The organism is Halomicrococcus pelagicus, from assembly GCF_051917725.1.
Lineage (GTDB): Archaea > Halobacteriota > Halobacteria > Halobacteriales > Haladaptataceae > Halomicrococcus.
The window spans coordinates 1-16,032 of the sequence record NZ_JBQBLX010000005.1 but is presented as its reverse complement, the minus strand read 5'-3'; the positions used below and the strand labels follow the sequence as shown (position 1 = coordinate 16,032).

The window sequence follows — 16,032 nt, the reverse complement described above, 5'->3', positions numbered from 1 at the left end:
CTCGCGCTTCCTACTGCGGCTTGCCGCCGCCGAACACCGCGAAGTTGTAGTACTGCCAGACGGGGGTGACGGACTCGAAGCCGGCCTCCCGCAGCCAGACCAGCTGGTCGGTCAGCGTGTCGGGGTCGTCGTAGTCGTCGCTCGCCTCCCAGCGGTCCATGAACTCCTCTTCCTCCCACCCCTTCGAGCGCACCCAGTTCTGTATCATGGTGTCGGCGAGCGTCTCCAGGTGGTCGGCGTCGAACCGCACCACGTCACCGTTGACGAACCAGCCGCCGGGAACGAGCGCGTCGTAGACCGCGTCGAACAGCGCCCGCTTCTCCTCGCCGTCGAGGTGGTGAACCGCCAGCGAGGAGACGACGAGGTCGTACTCCGCACGCTCGGTCGGGTAGTCGTCCGGGAACGCGCCCCGGGCGATCTCGAAACGGTCGCCGAACGTCTCCAGTTTGCGTTCGGCTTCCGTCAGCATGTTCTCGCTGTGGTCGACCGCGAGCACCGTGCTCTCGGGGAACCGCGTCAGGAGCTTCGCCGTGAGTTCCCCCGTGCCCGCGCCGAGTTCGAGAACGCGAACCGAGGCCGAGCGCTCCTGCGGAGGTGCGTTCAGGATGGCGTCGTGGAGTTCGTCGTACCGCGGGACGATGGCCTCGATGCCGGGGTCGTACACGCGGGAGTCTTCGAACACCTCGCCTGGCTTCGTCATGGACCGCTGTAGGAGCCAAACGGAGTAATGCTTTGTCGGCGATTATGCCAGTCGGACCATCTATGCTCGCGGTGCATGGCCGGGAGAGAGATCACGGCAACCGCTCGTCGCCACGTCGCCCTGCTCGCACGGTCTCGCGAACGCTGCGGAAAAGGAAACCGTCGACGCTCGTTACTCTTCGCTGACGACGACCTGTCCGCTGGCGTCGACCGTCACGTCGTAAATCTCGTAGGTGAAGGTGACCGAGACGTTGTCGCGCGACTCCCCGTACCGGCGAGCGCGGAACAGGGCGTCGAGAGCGTCACAGTTGACGACGGAGTGCAGTGGTTTCATCTCGTTCGGGGCGGCGTCCATCACGGTGGAAAGCGCTCGGACGACGCCCGCGCAGGTCTGCCCGTTGCGCATCTCTCGCTCGATGTCGAACACGTACGTCTTCGTTGACTCCGCTGGGTTTTCGTCGCTCTGGGATTCGATTTCGATGTCCATTCGGTATCAGCCCGGACGATTCCGGTGATTGCTACTCTCATTCAGAGGGAGAGATTCATATAGCTGTCGCAAGCTGGAAGTACAACCCGATGGTACGACGGTCGCACGGTTTCGACCTCCCCAGCGAGGGCTCGTGACGAACCGGTCCGCTCGCGAGCGCACCCGCGTCGGTCGAACGCACTTCCGGAAGCGGGCCGGAGGAATCTCGTCCGGTCAGTCGCTGCCGGCGTCGACCTGCGACTCGCCGACGCCCTCTATCTCGACTCGTCCGTCGCTGTAGACGGTGACCTCGTGTTCACCGTAGTCGAAGGCGACGTGACCCTCCGCTCGCGGCGTCCCGCAACGAGTCGGCCCGAACAGCGCGTCGAGCGCGTCGGGGTCGACGAGTTCGTACAGCACGGGCCGAACGTCGGTCGGACTTGTCCCTTCGAACTCGGCGACGGCTTCGATCACGGCGATGCTGAGCCGGTCGCCGCCCGAGACGTGTGAGCCCATCTCACCCGGCTCTTTCACACCTCCTCAAATAAATATGTCGAACGATGTCGCATACCTCGTCCGACGAGTACGGCCGAGCACCCGACTCCCGACCGGCGTTTTCGCCGAGACGGCGCTCCGTCGGCAGTGACTCCGCCGAGACGAACGGAAGCGCCGCGTCGGCGGTGGCAGTCCAGCGCCGAGCCATCGCGTACCAGCGCCGCGGTCAACTCCGCATGTGGGGCCGTTCGAAGTCGGTGCTGCCGCACATCTTGCACCGGGTTCGGCGCGTCTTGTACTTCTTCCCGCAGTCCGCACAGACCCACCGCCGATTGAAGCGGCTCATGGCCGACCGTTCACACACCATCTATTTCAAACTTTTCACGGAGAGAAAACAACGTCTGACGCCGACGTCACTTTCACCGCGGTTCGGACAGTTTAATCCGCCCGGCGCGACAGGTACGGACGATGACGGACCACGGCGGTTCGAATCTGCCGGGGCTCGACGACGAGGACGAGGAGGACCGCATCGTCCTCCACGTCGACGTCGACTGTTTCTACGCTGCCTGCGAGCGCCTGCGAGAGCCCGAACTGCGGGGCGAACCGGTCGTCGTCGGTATGGGCTACGAGGACGGTGCGACCCACGGTGCCGTCGCAACCGCGAGCTACGAGGCCCGCGAGTACGGCGTCGAGAGCGCCCAGGCCATCTCGACCGCGCTGGAGCGTCTCCCGCGCAAGGCGACCGCCGACGTCCCCGACACCGACCACGACCCGGCGGAGGCGGGCTACTACCGCCCGGTCGACATGGAGTACTACCAGTCGGTCAGCGAGGACGTTCGCGAGATACTCCACGACTCGGCCGGGACGGTCCGGGAGGTGAGCGTCGACGAGGCGTACCTGGACGTCACCGACCGCACCGCGTGGGAGGTCGCGGAGGGGTTCGCCCGCCACGTCAAGCAGCGCATCGACCGCGAGGTGGGCGTCACCGCCAGCGTCGGCGTCGCGCCGAACATGAGCGCCGCGAAGATCGCCAGCGACTACGACAAGCCCGACGGACTAGTCGTCGTCGACCCCGACGAGGTCCAGACGTTTCTCGCGCCGCTCGACGTTGAGGAGGTCCACGGCGTCGGCCCCGTCACCGCCCGGACGCTCCGCGAGATGGGCGTCGAGACGGCCGGCGACCTCGCCGACGCCGACCCCCGGGAACTCGAGGACGAGTTCGGCGAGCGCGGCCGCGAGCTCCACCGGCGCGCTCGCGGCGCAGACGAGCGCGACGTGACCCCGAGGGGCCGCCCGAAGAGCCTCTCCCGGGAATCCGCGTTCACCGACCCCACGACCGACGCGGCGGAGACGCGCCAGCGCGTGACGACGCTCGCCGCGGCGGTCGCCGAGCGCGCGAAGAGCAAGGACGCGATGTACCGCACCATCGGCATCAAGGTCGTGACGCCGCCGTACGACGTGAACACCCGGGAGCGCTCCCTTCCCGGCCCCGTCGACGACCCCGACCTCGTCGAGGACGTCGCGCTCGAACTGCTCGAAGAGTTCCGGGACGACCCCGTCCGGAAGGTCGGGGTGCGCGTCTCGAACCTCCAGTTCACCGAGAACGATCAGGCCAGTCTGGACGGGTTCGACGCGAGCAGGACGGACGGGGCCGGCGACGCCGACGCGGCGACCGAACCGGACGACGCGAGGCAGGGGAGCGCCGGAGACGACCCGGACCCCTCGGGGCAGGTGTCGCTCTCCGACTTCTGAGACCGACGAACGGCCAGCCAGTCGACGCCCGTCGTCCCCCTCGCACGACGCGGGTCCCTCCCGACGGCCCGTCGACGCGAGCATTTAAAACGGAGGACGCGGCCACCTCCCGCCGTGACCTGACCGACCGTCGCGACGGGGCCGAGGCTGGAGCGCGACGCACCCCCTCGCGACCGAATCACACCCGGGCGTCGCCTGTTCGCTCTTCCGTATCCGGCGAACGCGTCGACCAGGGCGTCGTCCCTGCCGCCCCACAACCGCTAAGAGACCGCCACCCCGACCGTCGAGCATGAACAAGCTCGCCGAGGCCGGCGAGGGTCGCTGGCACCTCCCCCGACACGCGCACGTCGTCGTCTACGAGTCCGGGCGGGGCGACGAACTACTCACCATCTACGACTGCGGGGCCGCCCAGAAGTCGCCGTCGGCGCAGTTAATCGGGAATCTCGTCCGCGTTCGCGCGGACCACGAGCAGGAGCACACGGTGACGGGCTACGTTCTCAGCATGCGCGAACGCTCGGTGCTCGAAGCCCAGGACGAGGACCACTTCGTCGTCGTTCCGGAGTGAGCTACAGCGGTTCGACGAGCGCTTCGAGGGCGGCGCGAGGGTCGTCGGCCTTGGCGACGCCGCTGGCGAGCAGGACGCCGTCCGCACCGAGTTCCCGTGCGGCGACCAGGTCCTCCCCGGTGCTGATGCCTGCGCCACAGAAGACGTCCACGTCGTCGTCGACGCCGGCGGCCGCGTCGACGGCGTCCGTCACCACGTCCGGATCGGCCTCGCAGACCGGCGTCCCGGTGCCGATGAGCTCCGGCGGTTCCACGGCGACGGCGTCCGGACCGAGCGCGGCGGCCGACGCTATCTGGTCGGGGTTGTTCGCACAGACGGTCGTTCCCAGGCCGGCGCGCTCGGCGGCATCGAGCGCAGCGTCGATGTCCGCGAGCTTGAGGCGGCGCTCGGAGTGGTTCAGTAGCGTTCCGGTCGCGCCAGCGTCCGCGACCGCCTCCGCGAGCGTCGACCCGGTGTGGCTGCCGTGCTCGACGGGGGAGACGTGTTGTCCCCAGGTCTCGACTCCCGTCTCGGCGACGCGCTGGAGGTGGGCGGCCTGCGGTGCGACGGCGACGTCCGCGTCGCTGTTCTCGCTCACGTCGCGGGCGGCCTCGGCGATTTCCACGGGGTCACAGGGGTACGCTTTCAGGTTGACAAGGACGAACATACCCGGAGCGACTGTCCGTGCACCCAAATAGATTGTGAGAAGCGGTCGTCCGGTGGTTCCGGCTCGGCGATGAAGGCAAGCCTGAAGTTTTAGGCTTGCCTAACCATCGTCGAGATGGGCGAAAGGGAGTTGACGCGCCGGGACGCGCTGGCCGCGCTCGCCACCGTCGGGGCCGCGGCGGGGGCCGGCGCGGGGACCGCCTTGCTCGATCGCGCACCCTGGAACGCGGAGGAACCACCGCTGGGCGACGCCGACGTCGAGACGCTCGTCGCGCTCGCGGGGGTCCTCTACCCCTCCGACGTGACTGGAATCCCGGCGTTCGTCCAGACCTACTCCGTCGGTCGCGTCGAGAACCGCGAGGCGTACCGTCGCGGGATGAGCGACGCGCTCGCCACGCTCGACGACTACGCGACCACGTGGGAGGACGCCGAGTTCGCGGCGCTCTCGCCCGGCGGACGCGACGACCTCCTGCACGACATGGCGGTCCACACCGCCGACCCGGACCCCGAGGGCACCGACGCCGAGCGAATCCGTCATTTCCTCGTCGACGACCTGCTGTACGCCCTCTACACGTCTCCGACGGGCGGGAAACTCGTCGGAACCGAGAACCCGCCCGGCCACCCCGGCGGACTCGACAGCTACCAGCGGGGGCCGGAGTCGTGAGCGAGAGCGCGACGACCGACCGCACGCCCGGCGAACGCGCGGACGTCTGCGTCGTCGGGGCCGGGCCGGCGGGCGCGCTGGTCGCTCACTCGCTGGCGCGCCGCGGACACGACGTCGTCGTCCTCGAAGCGGGCGAGCGGTTCGACCCCGCGAGCGAGGAGCGACGCATGGAACGCCACCTCCGGCCGGGCTACGGTCCGCTCTCCGTCTGGGACATGGGCGGGCCGCGAGACGCCTACACGGCTCCGGGGGAGCGCCACTACCCGCTCAACGCCGCCCGGGTCAAGGGCGTCGGCGGGACGACGCTGCACTGGCAGGGGATGGTGTTCCGGTTCCACGAGTCGGACTTCGCGTCGTGGCCGCTCGACTACGCCGACCTCCGGCCGTACTACGGCAAGGCGGAACGGGAGATGGGCGTCGCGGGCGCGGACGACAACCCCTTCGCACCGCCGCGCGAGGAGCCGTTTCCCCTCCCCGCGTTTCCGCCCTCGCACAGCGACTCCGTCTTCGCAGACGCGTGCGAGCGCCTCGGCGTCGCGATGCACTCGGTGCCGAACGCTCGCAACTCGGAACCGAACGACGGCCGGGGCCAGTGCGTCGGCTACGGCACCTGCAAACCGGTCTGTCCCTCCGGCGCGAAGTACAGCGCCGACGTCCACGTCCGCAAGGCCGAGGCGGAGGGGGCACGGGTCGTCGACCGCGCCCCGGTACAGCGACTCGTCCACGACGACGCGGGCGACCGCGTGACGGCGGCGGTCTACGCCACGCCGGACGGCCGGACGCACCGCCAGACGGCCCGCGAGTTCGTGCTCGCCGCCGGCGGCGTCGAGATTCCTCGCCTCCTCCTCCTCTCGCGCTCCGAGCGGTATCCGGACGGTCTCGCCAACCGGAGCGGTGCCGTGGGACGCTACTTCATGGACCACCTGTTCGCGGGGATGGGCGGCACCGTCGACCGGCGGACGCGCCAGCACCACGTCGGGTTCATGACCAGCGAGTGCCACCAGTTCTACGAGGACCCGACGCGGGCCACTTCGGGCACCGAGGGCGGAATCCCGGCGTGGTCCGGCGACGGGCCGGAACCGGGATCGCTGAAACTGGAGTTCCTGAACTACGCCGGCCCGACGCCGGTCGGCCTCGCGCTCGACGCCGACGAGTGGGGCGACTCGTTGCTGGCGTCGATGCGAGAGGCGTACGGCAACAGCGTCGGCATGGGCGCACTCGCGGGACAGCGTCCCCGGAAGGAGAACCGCGTGGAACTCGACCCCTCGACCACGGACGACCACGGCAACCCCGTTCCGGCGATTCACTGGCGCGTCGACGACCGGACGCTGGCCACCCTGCGACGCGCGAACGAGATTCAACGCGCGATACTGGACGAACTCGGGGCCGACGTGACCTGGCGGGTCGGTCCCGGGAACACGGGGCCGGCGTTCCACCACATGGGCACGACCCGGATGGGCACCGACCCGACGTCTAGCGTCGTGAATCCCCAACTCCGGACGCACGACCTGCAGAACCTCTCGGTGGCCTCGAGCAGCGTCTTCGTCACGAGCGGCGCGTTGAACCCCACGCTCACCATCGCCGCGCTCGCGCTGAAGGCCGCGGACCACGTCGACGAGCGTCTGTGAGTCAGTTCTCTTCCGTCGCCGCCTCGGTGGCCGTCCGCCGTCGCCGCCACAGGACCACCGTGCCAGCGACCGGGACGCCGAACACGACGGCGTACGGCAGGAGGTACGCACCGCCGACGACGAGTGCCCGGAGAACGACCAGCGTTCCCCCTGCGGAGTCGACGAACGCGGCGACGACATCCGTCTCGTACCACGCTCGCTCGTCGCCGGTCGCGGTCGGCTCGGGATCGGGTTTCGGCTCCGCGAGTTCTACCGTTATCGTCGAGTAGGCGACCCGCCGCTCCAGGGACTGCTTTTTCGCTTCGAGGCGTTCGATGTCGGACTGGACCGTCGAGAGGCGCTTCTGGACTTCGAGCACCGCTCCGGTGTCGCTCGCGTTCTCGTAGAGGGCTCGGAGGCGCTCGCGCTGGGAGCGCAGGTTCTTCAGTCTCGCGTTCAGGTCGACCAGCCTGTCGGTCACGTCCGTCGTCGCCGTGTTCGACTTCGTCACGTTCCCCTCGCGTTCGACCCGTCGGAACGCGGTCGAGAAGTTCTCCGACGGCACCCGGAGGACGAGCGTCCCGGAGGTCCAGGTCCGGTTCTCGCGCTGGTGAACCTGTTCGCTGGAGTCGCTCACGAAGCCACCTCGCGAGCGTGCCACCTCCGTCAGATTGTCGTGGGCGGCGTCGAACGACTGGACTCGGAGCGTCACGTTCCCCGTCCGGACGAGCGCGCGCTGCCGTACGTCGAGCGCCGACCGCGTCTCGTCGCCGGCCCGGTCGTCCTCGTTCTGCGGTGCGCCGGCCCCATCGGTTGCGGCCCCGTCGCCGTTCGCCGGGGCCGCCGCGTCGTTGCTCCCGCCCGAACAGCCCGCCAGGACGACGAGGCTCGCCAGCGCGAGCGCGAGAAGGAGTCGTCGGTTGCGAGTCGGCATGCAGCCATCTGGTACGACAGATGACAAAATTGTTCGGTAGGATGAAAGAATCGTTTCACCCTTCCGGGGCGGGAGACGCGGGCGTTCGACCGTGGGTCCGCCGAGAGAGGCCGACGGACCGACGTCCGGTCGCGGTCGCGCGGACGCCGTGAGTGGGATAGCTTCGTGGCGGGTCGTCCGACGCGAAGCGTCGCGTCGTCGGCGAACTCCGCGAGTTCAGTCGAACGCGGGCAGAACGTTCTCCTCGTAGAAGTCGAAGAACGACTCCTGGTCGGGACCGATCTGGTGGACGTAGACGTGGTCGTAGCCCGCGTCGACGAACTCGCGGAGGTTCTCGACGTGGGTCTGTGGGTCGGGGTCGGTGACGATGCTGCCCTCGGCGATGTCCTCTCGGGAGACCATCTCGCAGGCCTGCTCGAAGTGGGTCGTCGTCGGCAACTGGGAGTTGAGTTCGCCGGACAGCGCCGAGTTCGGCCACCACTCGTGGGCGGTGTCGATGGCCTCCTCCTCGTCCTCGGCGTAGCACACCGTCATCTGGCTGTAGCGCGGCCCCTCGCCGCCGGCTTCCTCGTACGTCTCGACCACGTCCTGCGGGCCGACGCTCCAGAAGCCGTCGCCGATGTCGGCCGCCGCCTTCGCCGCCTTCTCGCCGAACGCCGAGACGACGATGGGTGGCAGTTCGTCGGGCAGGGTGAACAGCCGCGCGTTCTCGACGGTGAAGTGGTCGCCGTAGTAGCTCTGCTGGCCGCCCTGCCAGAGCTTCCGGATTATCTCGACCGCCTCTTCGAGCATCTCCATGCGAACGCTGTGTTCCGGCCAGTGCTCGCCGGTGACGTGCTCGTTCAGGCGTTCGCCGGTGCCGACGCCGAAGAAGAACTGCCCGTCGAACATCTCCGCGGTCGTCGCGGCGGCCTGCGCGACGTTGACCGGATGGATGCGCATGATCGGGCAGTTGACGCCGACGCCGACCGGCAGGTCGTCGGTCGCGCGCGCCACCGCCCCGAGCGTCGACCAGACGAACGGCGCTTCCCCCTGCTGGCTGGTCCAGGGGTGGAAGTGGTCCGAGATGGACGCGAAGTCGAAGCCGACCTCCTCGGCGTGGGCGGCGTAGTCCGCGAGTTCCATCGGGCCGTGCTCCTCGCTGGACAGCGTGTAGCCGATCTGGCTCATCCGTCCCTCCTGGTGGTCGTCTGTTCTGTCATCCGCACACCCGTTGTTCCGTCACTGCGCGCATCAACGCTGTGGCCGCGACGGAACGTCGGCCGCCGGCGGCCGGTTCGGTCGGCGCGAAAGCGGTCGCACTACCGTCCCGGCGGTCGACGCGGACGGTGCGAACGGCCGGAAGGGCGCGTGTGGCGCGAACGGCGGCGTCGAATCCGTAGGCTTTTGCCCTCCGATTCCGTCCCCCCGGACATGAAGCAGTCCCTGATGGACATCGTCTGCTGTCCGCTGGACAAGCAGGAACTCGAACTCGACGTTGACGTCGAAGACGACGAGGAGGTCCTCGAAGGTACGCTCACCTGCACGGAGTGCGGCGAGCGCTACCCCATCGAGGACGGCATCCCGAACCTCCTGCCGCCGGACATGCGTGAGGCCTGACGGTAGACACTGACAGGAGGACACCGTGTCGGAGACCCTTCCCGTCGACCTCAACCGCGACGGCCTCCACGACGTCGACGTGCCGGCGTCGTTCGAGGCCGACGGCTCGTTCGCAGTCACGCTGGAGAACCACGGCGCACCGGTTCACGTCCACCTCCGGTTAGACGACGAACTGGGCGAGGTCGCCACGCTCGAGGCGAGCAACCACTACGTCGAGGAGGGCTCGACTCGGTCGGTCGGGGTCGAACTCCACGGGGACCTGCCGGCGAGCGGCCGGCTCAAGGTCGTCACGGGGTACGGCGCCGAGAGCGCGTACGTCGACGTGAACGTCGTCGAACCCGAGGAACGCAGCGACGCCATCCCGGTGGACGACGACCTCACCACGCCACGGCGACGGACGACCGAACGGAACGACGACCCCGGCGAACTCCGGCGCAACCTCCCGCTCGTCGCGCTCGGCGTCGCGGCCCTGGCGCTGGCCGTCACCGCCGGTCTGCTCGTGAACGGTCTCGCCGCCCTGTTCGGGACGCTCGTCGTCCTCGTGGGGGTCGGCGTCGCGGCCTACTTCCTCCTGGAGTAACCGCATCCCTTTTCACGCGACTCGCCGTCTCCCCGGGTGATGTCACTCGCAGCAGTCACCCGTGAGGCGGCGGACAGCAGGCCGTTCCTGCTCGCGGCGCTGCGCGCCGGCGTGGTGAACTACACCGCCGCCGCCCGATATCTCGAGTCGACGACCGACCTGACGGGGGACACCGAGGCCATCGCGACTGCCCTCCGGCGGTACGCCGAGGAGCTTCCGGACGAAGACTCCGAGTCGCGGTCGGTCCGGGTCGCCATGGAGAGCGGCCTGGGGGCGGTCGACGGGACGTCCGAGCGCGCCGGTGACGCCCTGCTCGCGGTCGGTGACGCGGCGTTCGAACCCGGGGCCGGATCGCTCACGGGCGTCGTCGCCACGGGCGAGGTGGACGCGGTGGCGCTCTCCCACGCGCTCTCGCGGCTCGACGCCGCGGGCGTCGCCGTCGTCGCGGCGGCGGTCGGCGGCGACGCGCTGGTCGTGGTGGTCGAGCGCCGGGACGGGGCGGACGCCGTCCGCGTGGTCGAGGACGCGCTCTCGGCAGTGCCGGCGACGGGGTAGCTCGCCCCGTCGGAGGCGACGAGTGACGCTTCCGACGGTTTAAAACAGCCGGTGCTACTACCCTTGTCCATGACACTCTCGGTGACGAACACGCTCACGGGCGAGCGGGAACCGTTCGAGCCCCAGGACCCCGACTCGGTCCTGCTCTACTACTGCGGATTGACGGTCTCCGATTTCGCCCACCTCGGCCACGCTCGCGGCTGGGTGCACGTCGACGTGATGCATCGCTGGCTGGAACACCTGGGCTACGACGTCCACCACGTCGAGAACATCACGGACGTGAACGAGAAGATAACCGCCCGGGTCGGCGAGGACGACCTCGGTGACAGCGAGAGCGAGGTCGCCCGTAGCTTCGTCACCGAGACCATCCGGGACATGCGGTCGCTGAACCTCAGGCGCGCCGAGGTGTACCCCCGGGTCAGCGAGCACGTCCCCGAGATAATCGACCTCGTGGAGACGCTCGTCGAGAAGGGCTACGCCTACGAGTCGAACGGTTCGGTGTACTTCGACGTGACGGCGTTCGACGACTACGGCAAGCTATCGAACCAGGACGTCGAGGAGATGGAGGCCCAGGGCGCGGACGGCGAACTGGCCGAGAAGCGCCACCCCGCGGACTTCGCGCTCTGGAAGGCCGACGGCGTGGACGAAGGGTCCGTCGAGGAGCACCGCGACCCGGACACCGACTACGCCGTCGACCACCCGGAGGGCGAGACGTGGGACTCGCCCTGGGGCGAGGGCCGCCCCGGATGGCACATCGAGTGCTCGGCGATGAGCATGACGCACCTGGACGAGACCATCGACGTCCACGTCGGCGGCCAGGACCTCGTCTTCCCGCACCACGAGAACGAGGTGGCCCAGAGCGAGGCCGCGACCGGCCAGCAGTTCGTCCGCTACTGGTTGCACGTCCGCCTGCTCGAGACGGAGGGCGAGAAGATGTCCTCCAGCCTGCAGAACTTCTTCACGGTCCGGGACGCAGTCGCCGAACTCGGCGCGAACGTCGTCCGGATGTTCCTGCTGTCGACCGCCTACGACAACCGCCAGACGTACAGCGACGACACCGTGGCGGAGGCCGAGGACCGCTGGCAGCGCCTCTCGGCCGGCTACGACCGGGCGGTGGACGCGCTCGACGGCCCCGACGCCGGCACGAAGGTCGAGGACACCGACCTCCGGGCGGCGGTCGAGGACGCCCGCGAGGCGTTCGCGGACGCCATGAACGACAACTTCAACACGCGCCGGGCACTCGCCGCGCTGCTCGACCTCGTGACCGCGGCCAACCGTCACCTCGACGACCGCGAGGCGTTCGACTACGTCGGCCTCCGGCGGACCGTGGAGACGTTCGACGCGTTCGGCAGTGGCGTCCTCGGGTTCGCGTTCGGCGGGGAGACGGAGGGCGACGTGCGCCTCGCCGAGAACCTCGTCGAACTCGTCCTCGACGTGCGCGAACGGGAGCGCGAGGCGGGGAACTACGAGCGGGCCGACGAACTCCGGGACGAACTCGAGGCCGTCGGCGTCGACGTCCAGGACACCGACTCCGGACCGGAGTTCCGCCTGCCGTAGCGCGGTCTCCGTTCCGGTCGTCGCGCTGCCGTTTTCTTCCGGGCGCGGCCCCACTCGTTTTCGTCGCTCCGGGCCGTCGCTTTTATCCCTTGGCGGGGTAAACCGGGGGGCTGTATGCGACGGAAGTCCCTCACGGTCGCGGTGCTCGTCGTCGTCCTCACGAGCGGTTGCGTCGGCTTTCTGCTCGGCGACACGCTCGCGTTCAGCGCGTCGAAGGCGACGGTGAGCGACGCGGCGCTCTCGGACGCCGGGTACGAACAGAAGCGGGTCGACAAGGTGGTCGAGAACCGGACGTTCGAGGCCGGCGGCCAGTCGCGGAAGGTGAAGGTGACGAACTGGGTCGCCGAGTACGAGAAGGGGCTCAGCGTCGAGGGCACCGGACAGAAGACGGTCGCCTCGTTCGCCACGCTCAGCAGCCCGCGGTTCGAGATCGCCGGCGAGTCCGTGAACCCGCTGGCCCGGTACAGCGACCGAAAGCTCGTCGAGAAGTTCGTCCAGCGGTACGACGGCGTCAAGGACGTCCGGAAGGTCGGGGGACGCAACGCGACGATGCTCGGCAAGGAGACCTCCGTCTCGAAGTTCGAGGCGACCGCGACCGTCGCCGGCCGCGAGGTCGACGTGACCATCCACGTCGCCAAGGTCGAACACGGTGACGACGTGGTCGTGGCGATGGGCGTCTACCCGTCGCTCGCCGACATGGAAGACGACGTCTTCCGCCTGATAGAGGGCGTCCAGCACGGGTCCTGAGCGACGATGGCGTCGTCGACCGCGGAACGCTCGCGAGCGCACCAACGTTTATTTCTCGCCCCCGCCGCAGGTCCCGTATGAATCGCACGCTCGCCGCCGGTCTCGCGCTCACGCTCGCGGGGCTGGCGGGCTACGTCGCGGGAATCGTCGCACCGTACTCGGGCCGCGCGCTGTCCGTCACCGGCGTCATGGTCGGCGTCACGCTCGTCGCCGTCGGGAGCGGCAAGCGATGATAACGGCGTTGACGTACACCGCCGACGAGGTCCGGCGGTTCGACGACCCGGCGGCGGCCCGCGACGCGCCCGGGACCGCGTGGGTGCGCGCGACCAAGGCGACCCCGGAGGAACTCGACCGCGTCGCAGACGTCTTCGGCATCCACCCCCTCTCCGTCGAGGACGTGCGCAACGGCGTCCGGGCGAAGACCGAGGAGTTCGACGACCACGCGTTCGTCCTGCTGAAGACCGCCGACCTGGTACTGGGCGAAACGACGTTCGACGAGGAGATACGCACCGAATCGGTCGGCCTGTTCGTGGGCGACGACTGGCTGGTCACCCTCTCGAAGCACGAGATAGCGACGGTCGACCGGGCGTGGAACGCGGTCGAACGGGACGGTCGTCTGCGTTCGTACGGCCCGGACTTCGCCGCCTACCGCATCGTCGACGGAATCGTCGACGCGTACTTCGAGGAACTGGACCAGATCGAGACCCGAATCGAGGAGGTCGAGGACTCCATCATCGACGACATCGACGTCGCCACCCTGGAGGCGATAAACGGGGTCCGTCGGGAGCTGCTGTCGTTCCGGAAGCTCCTGTGGCCGACGCGGGAGGCGGTCGGCGTCCTCGCTCGCGGCGACCCCGACCAGGTGCGGACCGAGACGGAGAAGTACTTCCGGGACGCGTACGACCACGTCGTCCAGCTCGTCGACCTGACCGAGACGTACCGGGACCTGGCCAGCGGCGCGCGCGACATCTACCTCAACTCCCTGTCGATGTCGACCAACGAGGTGATGAAGAGGCTGACCGTCGTCGCCACCATCGTCCTTCCGCTGACCTTCGTCGCCGGCGTGTACGGGATGAACTTCGAGGGGAGCCCGTACAACATGCCGGAGCTCGGCTGGCAGTTCGGCTATCCCGCGGTGATGCTGGGGATGCTCTGCGTGACCGTCGTCCTCGTGGCGTACTTCCGCGAGTCGGGCTGGCTGTAGGGACCCGTCGCCGGCCGGCAGGGGGATGGCCCGAAACTACAAACTCCGTCCCCTCGTCACACCGTCCCATGGCCACGTGCCCGCACTGCGAATCGAACATCACGGAGTGGGCGGAGCGACTCGAACAGGCGTCCGCGGCGAGCACGCCGAAGGTGTGGACCTGCCCGGACTGTGACTCGGTCCTGGGAATCTCGGACTGGGGGTCCAGCACGTGAGCGTCTCGGGGTGGCGACGCCGCGAGGACCTCGAAGGCGGCAAGCAGATTCGCGTCTGGCTCGGCGAGGACGATGACGTGGAACTGTACGTCGAGAACCTCACGTACCGCGACGAGGGGTACGCCGTCTACCAGTACGACGTGAGCGCGGACGAGTGGACCACCGTCGCCGAGACGGACTCGAAGGCGGACGCCGTCGAACGGGCCATCGAGTGGGCCGAGAGCGACTGACGCCGGGTCGTCGCCGGCGACCCGACGGCGCGGCCGGCGCCGGCGCTCAGCGGTTCACCTTCTGGCCCCAGAATCCGTCGTGTTTCTCGACGGAGACGTCGCCGTACACGGCGGTCTGGCAGGCCAGTCGCAGGCCGGCGTCGGGGTCGTGGGGCGGCATCTGGAGGCGGCGCCGTTCGTCGCTCGTCGGTTCGCCCACCTCGCCGTCGACCTCGACCGCGCACGTGCCGCAGGTCGCGTGGCCGCGGCAGTTGAGGTAGTTCGACGTCCCGTTGTGTGGCGACTCGCCCGCTTCGAGCAGCACGTCCCGGAGTATCATTCCCTCCTCGCAGTCGAGTTCGCGCCCGCGGAAGTGGACTGTCGGCATGGAACGCGCTACGGTCCGTGAGGGGATATGCGTTCCCACGTCGAGGCCGGACCGCCGACTACCCGACCCCCTCGAACTCGACGTGCTCGTCGGGCACTCCCAGCGACCGTGTCGACGAGCGTCCCGACCATCACGTTGATTCCGCAGGCGTACACCTCCAGGTCGCTCGGGTCGACGTGGGCGTCGACGTCGTACTTCGGGTCCTGGTCGGCCGTCGAGGACGGCTACTCCAGCGCCGCGGCGACCTTCTCGATGGGATGTGGTGGCTCCTCGCCGACCACCTCGCTGTCGTCCAGTTGCGTCCGACAGGACGCGCCGGGCGCGACGACTTCCTCGCCGTCGCTGGCCGCGACCTGGTCGAACAGTATCGAGCCGACGGCGCGGCTCATCGAGTAGTGTTCGGCCTCGTACCCGAAACTGCCCGCCATGCCACAGCACCCGGAGTCGAGTTCGTCCACGTCGTAGCCCGCCGTCCGGAGGACGCGGACCGCGTGGTGGTCCTTCTTCGTCGCCTTCTGGTGGCAGTGGCCGTGGTAGGTCAGCGACCCCCGGCCGTCGAGCGAGAGGTCGAACTCGAAGGCGTCGAGGTACTCGCAGACGCCGTAGGTGTTCGCGGCGAGGCGTTCCGCAGCGGTCCGAATCCCGCCGGCGTCGGGGTCGGCGCTTCGCGGTTCGTCGTACTGCCCGCTGGACCGACCCGACGGCTCCGACGCGCCCAGGAGGTCGAGGTAGTCCGACTGGAGCATGACGGCGTCGGAGGGTTCGACCACGACCACGTCCCAGCCGTCCCGGACGCGGGGGACGAGCGCCTCGACGTTCCGCCGGGCGCGCTCGCGGGACACGTCGAGAAAGCCCTTCGAGTGGGCCGGACGACCGCTGGCGGTGACCCCGTCGGGAATCGCGACGTGGACGTTCGCGGCCTCGAGCACGCGAACCGCGGCCTTGCCCGCGTCGGGGTGGTTGTAGTTCGTGTACGTGTCGGGAAAGAGCAGGACGCGGCGGTCGGCGTCGCCGGCCTGAACCCGACAGCCCCCGCGGGCGTCGAACCAGTCCTCCAGGCTCTCGCGGTGGAACGTGGGCAGCGAGCGCTCGCGGGCGACGCCGACTGCTTTCTCCATGACGGCGCGGGCCCCCGGCACCTTCGACGCCCA

The 16,032-nt window shown here is 69.1% G+C and carries 21 protein-coding genes; 13 read left to right on the top strand and 8 right to left on the bottom strand.

Annotated elements, in window-relative coordinates:
- Positions 1-10: 10 nt before the first annotated feature.
- From ACTF4R_RS14050 to ACTF4R_RS14040, 3 genes are all read right to left on the bottom strand, one after another.
- Complete coding sequence (locus ACTF4R_RS14050; RefSeq protein WP_440008514.1) at positions 11-700, bottom strand: class I SAM-dependent methyltransferase; 690 nt, start codon at positions 698-700, stop codon at positions 11-13.
- A 171-nt stretch (positions 701-871) separates the two neighbouring features.
- The gene (locus tag ACTF4R_RS14045; protein ID WP_113277215.1) at positions 872-1,186 is read right to left on the bottom strand and encodes a HalOD1 output domain-containing protein; all 315 of its coding nucleotides are present in this window, start codon (positions 1,184-1,186) and stop codon (positions 872-874) included.
- Between the two features lie 213 nt (positions 1,187-1,399).
- The gene (locus ACTF4R_RS14040) at positions 1,400-1,681 is read right to left on the bottom strand and encodes a DdfA family disk-determining factor (protein WP_440008513.1); all 282 of its coding nucleotides are present in this window, start codon (positions 1,679-1,681) and stop codon (positions 1,400-1,402) included.
- 447 nt (positions 1,682-2,128) lie between these two features.
- Here ACTF4R_RS14040 and dinB point away from each other — a divergent pair, with 447 nt between their 5' ends.
- Positions 2,129-3,412: a DNA polymerase IV gene (dinB, locus tag ACTF4R_RS14035; protein ID WP_440008512.1), complete on the top strand. Its 1,284-nt coding sequence runs from the start codon at positions 2,129-2,131 to the stop codon at positions 3,410-3,412.
- A 289-nt stretch (positions 3,413-3,701) separates the two neighbouring features.
- Complete coding sequence (locus ACTF4R_RS14030) at positions 3,702-3,977, top strand: hypothetical protein (RefSeq protein ID WP_433633200.1); 276 nt, start codon at positions 3,702-3,704, stop codon at positions 3,975-3,977.
- A 1-nt stretch (position 3,978) separates the two neighbouring features.
- On the opposite strand, the gene tpiA is transcribed toward ACTF4R_RS14030, so the two are convergent.
- Complete coding sequence (gene tpiA, locus ACTF4R_RS14025; RefSeq protein ID WP_440008511.1) at positions 3,979-4,623, bottom strand: triose-phosphate isomerase; 645 nt, start codon at positions 4,621-4,623, stop codon at positions 3,979-3,981.
- A 114-nt stretch (positions 4,624-4,737) separates the two neighbouring features.
- Between tpiA and ACTF4R_RS14020 the strand changes: the two genes are divergently transcribed.
- Both ACTF4R_RS14020 and ACTF4R_RS14015 read left to right on the top strand, forming a co-directional pair.
- Positions 4,738-5,286, top strand: coding sequence for a gluconate 2-dehydrogenase subunit 3 family protein (locus tag ACTF4R_RS14020; protein WP_440008510.1), 549 nt, complete (start codon positions 4,738-4,740; stop codon positions 5,284-5,286).
- Positions 5,283-6,914: a GMC family oxidoreductase gene (locus tag ACTF4R_RS14015; RefSeq protein WP_440008509.1), complete on the top strand. Its 1,632-nt coding sequence runs from the start codon at positions 5,283-5,285 to the stop codon at positions 6,912-6,914. The genes ACTF4R_RS14020 and ACTF4R_RS14015 overlap by 4 nt, the downstream gene beginning before the upstream one ends.
- 1 nt (position 6,915) lies before the next feature.
- Here the strand turns inward: ACTF4R_RS14015 and ACTF4R_RS14010 are convergent, their stop codons facing one another.
- Complete coding sequence (locus tag ACTF4R_RS14010) at positions 6,916-7,827, bottom strand: DUF4349 domain-containing protein (RefSeq protein ID WP_440008508.1); 912 nt, start codon at positions 7,825-7,827, stop codon at positions 6,916-6,918.
- A gap of 216 nt (positions 7,828-8,043) precedes the next feature.
- Positions 8,044-8,997, bottom strand: coding sequence for a TIGR03557 family F420-dependent LLM class oxidoreductase (locus ACTF4R_RS14005; RefSeq protein ID WP_440008507.1), 954 nt, complete (start codon positions 8,995-8,997; stop codon positions 8,044-8,046).
- Between the two features lie 243 nt (positions 8,998-9,240).
- On the opposite strand from ACTF4R_RS14005, the gene ACTF4R_RS14000 reads away from it, so the two are divergent.
- From ACTF4R_RS14000 to ACTF4R_RS13960, 9 genes are all read left to right on the top strand, one after another.
- The gene (locus tag ACTF4R_RS14000) at positions 9,241-9,426 is read left to right on the top strand and encodes a methytransferase partner Trm112 (RefSeq protein ID WP_433633188.1); all 186 of its coding nucleotides are present in this window, start codon (positions 9,241-9,243) and stop codon (positions 9,424-9,426) included.
- Between the two features lie 25 nt (positions 9,427-9,451).
- A complete protein-coding gene (locus ACTF4R_RS13995; protein ID WP_440008506.1) occupies positions 9,452-10,006 on the top strand; it encodes a DUF7524 family protein in 555 nt (184 codons plus the stop codon).
- Positions 10,007-10,045: 39 nt separating this feature from the next.
- A complete protein-coding gene (locus ACTF4R_RS13990; RefSeq protein ID WP_440008505.1) occupies positions 10,046-10,561 on the top strand; it encodes a DUF7523 family protein in 516 nt (171 codons plus the stop codon).
- A 69-nt stretch (positions 10,562-10,630) separates the two neighbouring features.
- A complete protein-coding gene (cysS, locus tag ACTF4R_RS13985; protein WP_440008504.1) occupies positions 10,631-12,118 on the top strand; it encodes a cysteine--tRNA ligase in 1,488 nt (495 codons plus the stop codon).
- 114 nt (positions 12,119-12,232) lie between these two features.
- Complete coding sequence (locus ACTF4R_RS13980) at positions 12,233-12,865, top strand: DUF6517 family protein (RefSeq protein WP_440008503.1); 633 nt, start codon at positions 12,233-12,235, stop codon at positions 12,863-12,865.
- Positions 12,866-12,942: 77 nt separating this feature from the next.
- Complete coding sequence (locus ACTF4R_RS13975; RefSeq protein WP_433633179.1) at positions 12,943-13,098, top strand: hypothetical protein; 156 nt, start codon at positions 12,943-12,945, stop codon at positions 13,096-13,098.
- The gene (gene corA, locus ACTF4R_RS13970; protein WP_440008502.1) at positions 13,095-14,069 is read left to right on the top strand and encodes a magnesium/cobalt transporter CorA; all 975 of its coding nucleotides are present in this window, start codon (positions 13,095-13,097) and stop codon (positions 14,067-14,069) included. The genes ACTF4R_RS13975 and corA overlap by 4 nt, the downstream gene beginning before the upstream one ends.
- 68 nt (positions 14,070-14,137) lie before the next feature.
- Complete coding sequence (locus ACTF4R_RS13965; protein ID WP_440008501.1) at positions 14,138-14,284, top strand: hypothetical protein; 147 nt, start codon at positions 14,138-14,140, stop codon at positions 14,282-14,284.
- The gene (locus tag ACTF4R_RS13960; protein WP_440008500.1) at positions 14,281-14,514 is read left to right on the top strand and encodes a hypothetical protein; all 234 of its coding nucleotides are present in this window, start codon (positions 14,281-14,283) and stop codon (positions 14,512-14,514) included. Before ACTF4R_RS13965 ends, ACTF4R_RS13960 begins: the two co-directional genes overlap by 4 nt.
- Before the next feature lie 46 nt (positions 14,515-14,560).
- On the opposite strand, the gene ACTF4R_RS13955 is transcribed toward ACTF4R_RS13960, so the two are convergent.
- Complete coding sequence (locus tag ACTF4R_RS13955) at positions 14,561-14,881, bottom strand: 2Fe-2S iron-sulfur cluster-binding protein (protein WP_113277200.1); 321 nt, start codon at positions 14,879-14,881, stop codon at positions 14,561-14,563.
- 224 nt (positions 14,882-15,105) lie between these two features.
- A partial coding sequence (locus ACTF4R_RS13950; protein WP_440008499.1) for a (Fe-S)-binding protein occupies positions 15,106-16,032 on the bottom strand: 927 nt, incomplete at its 5' end.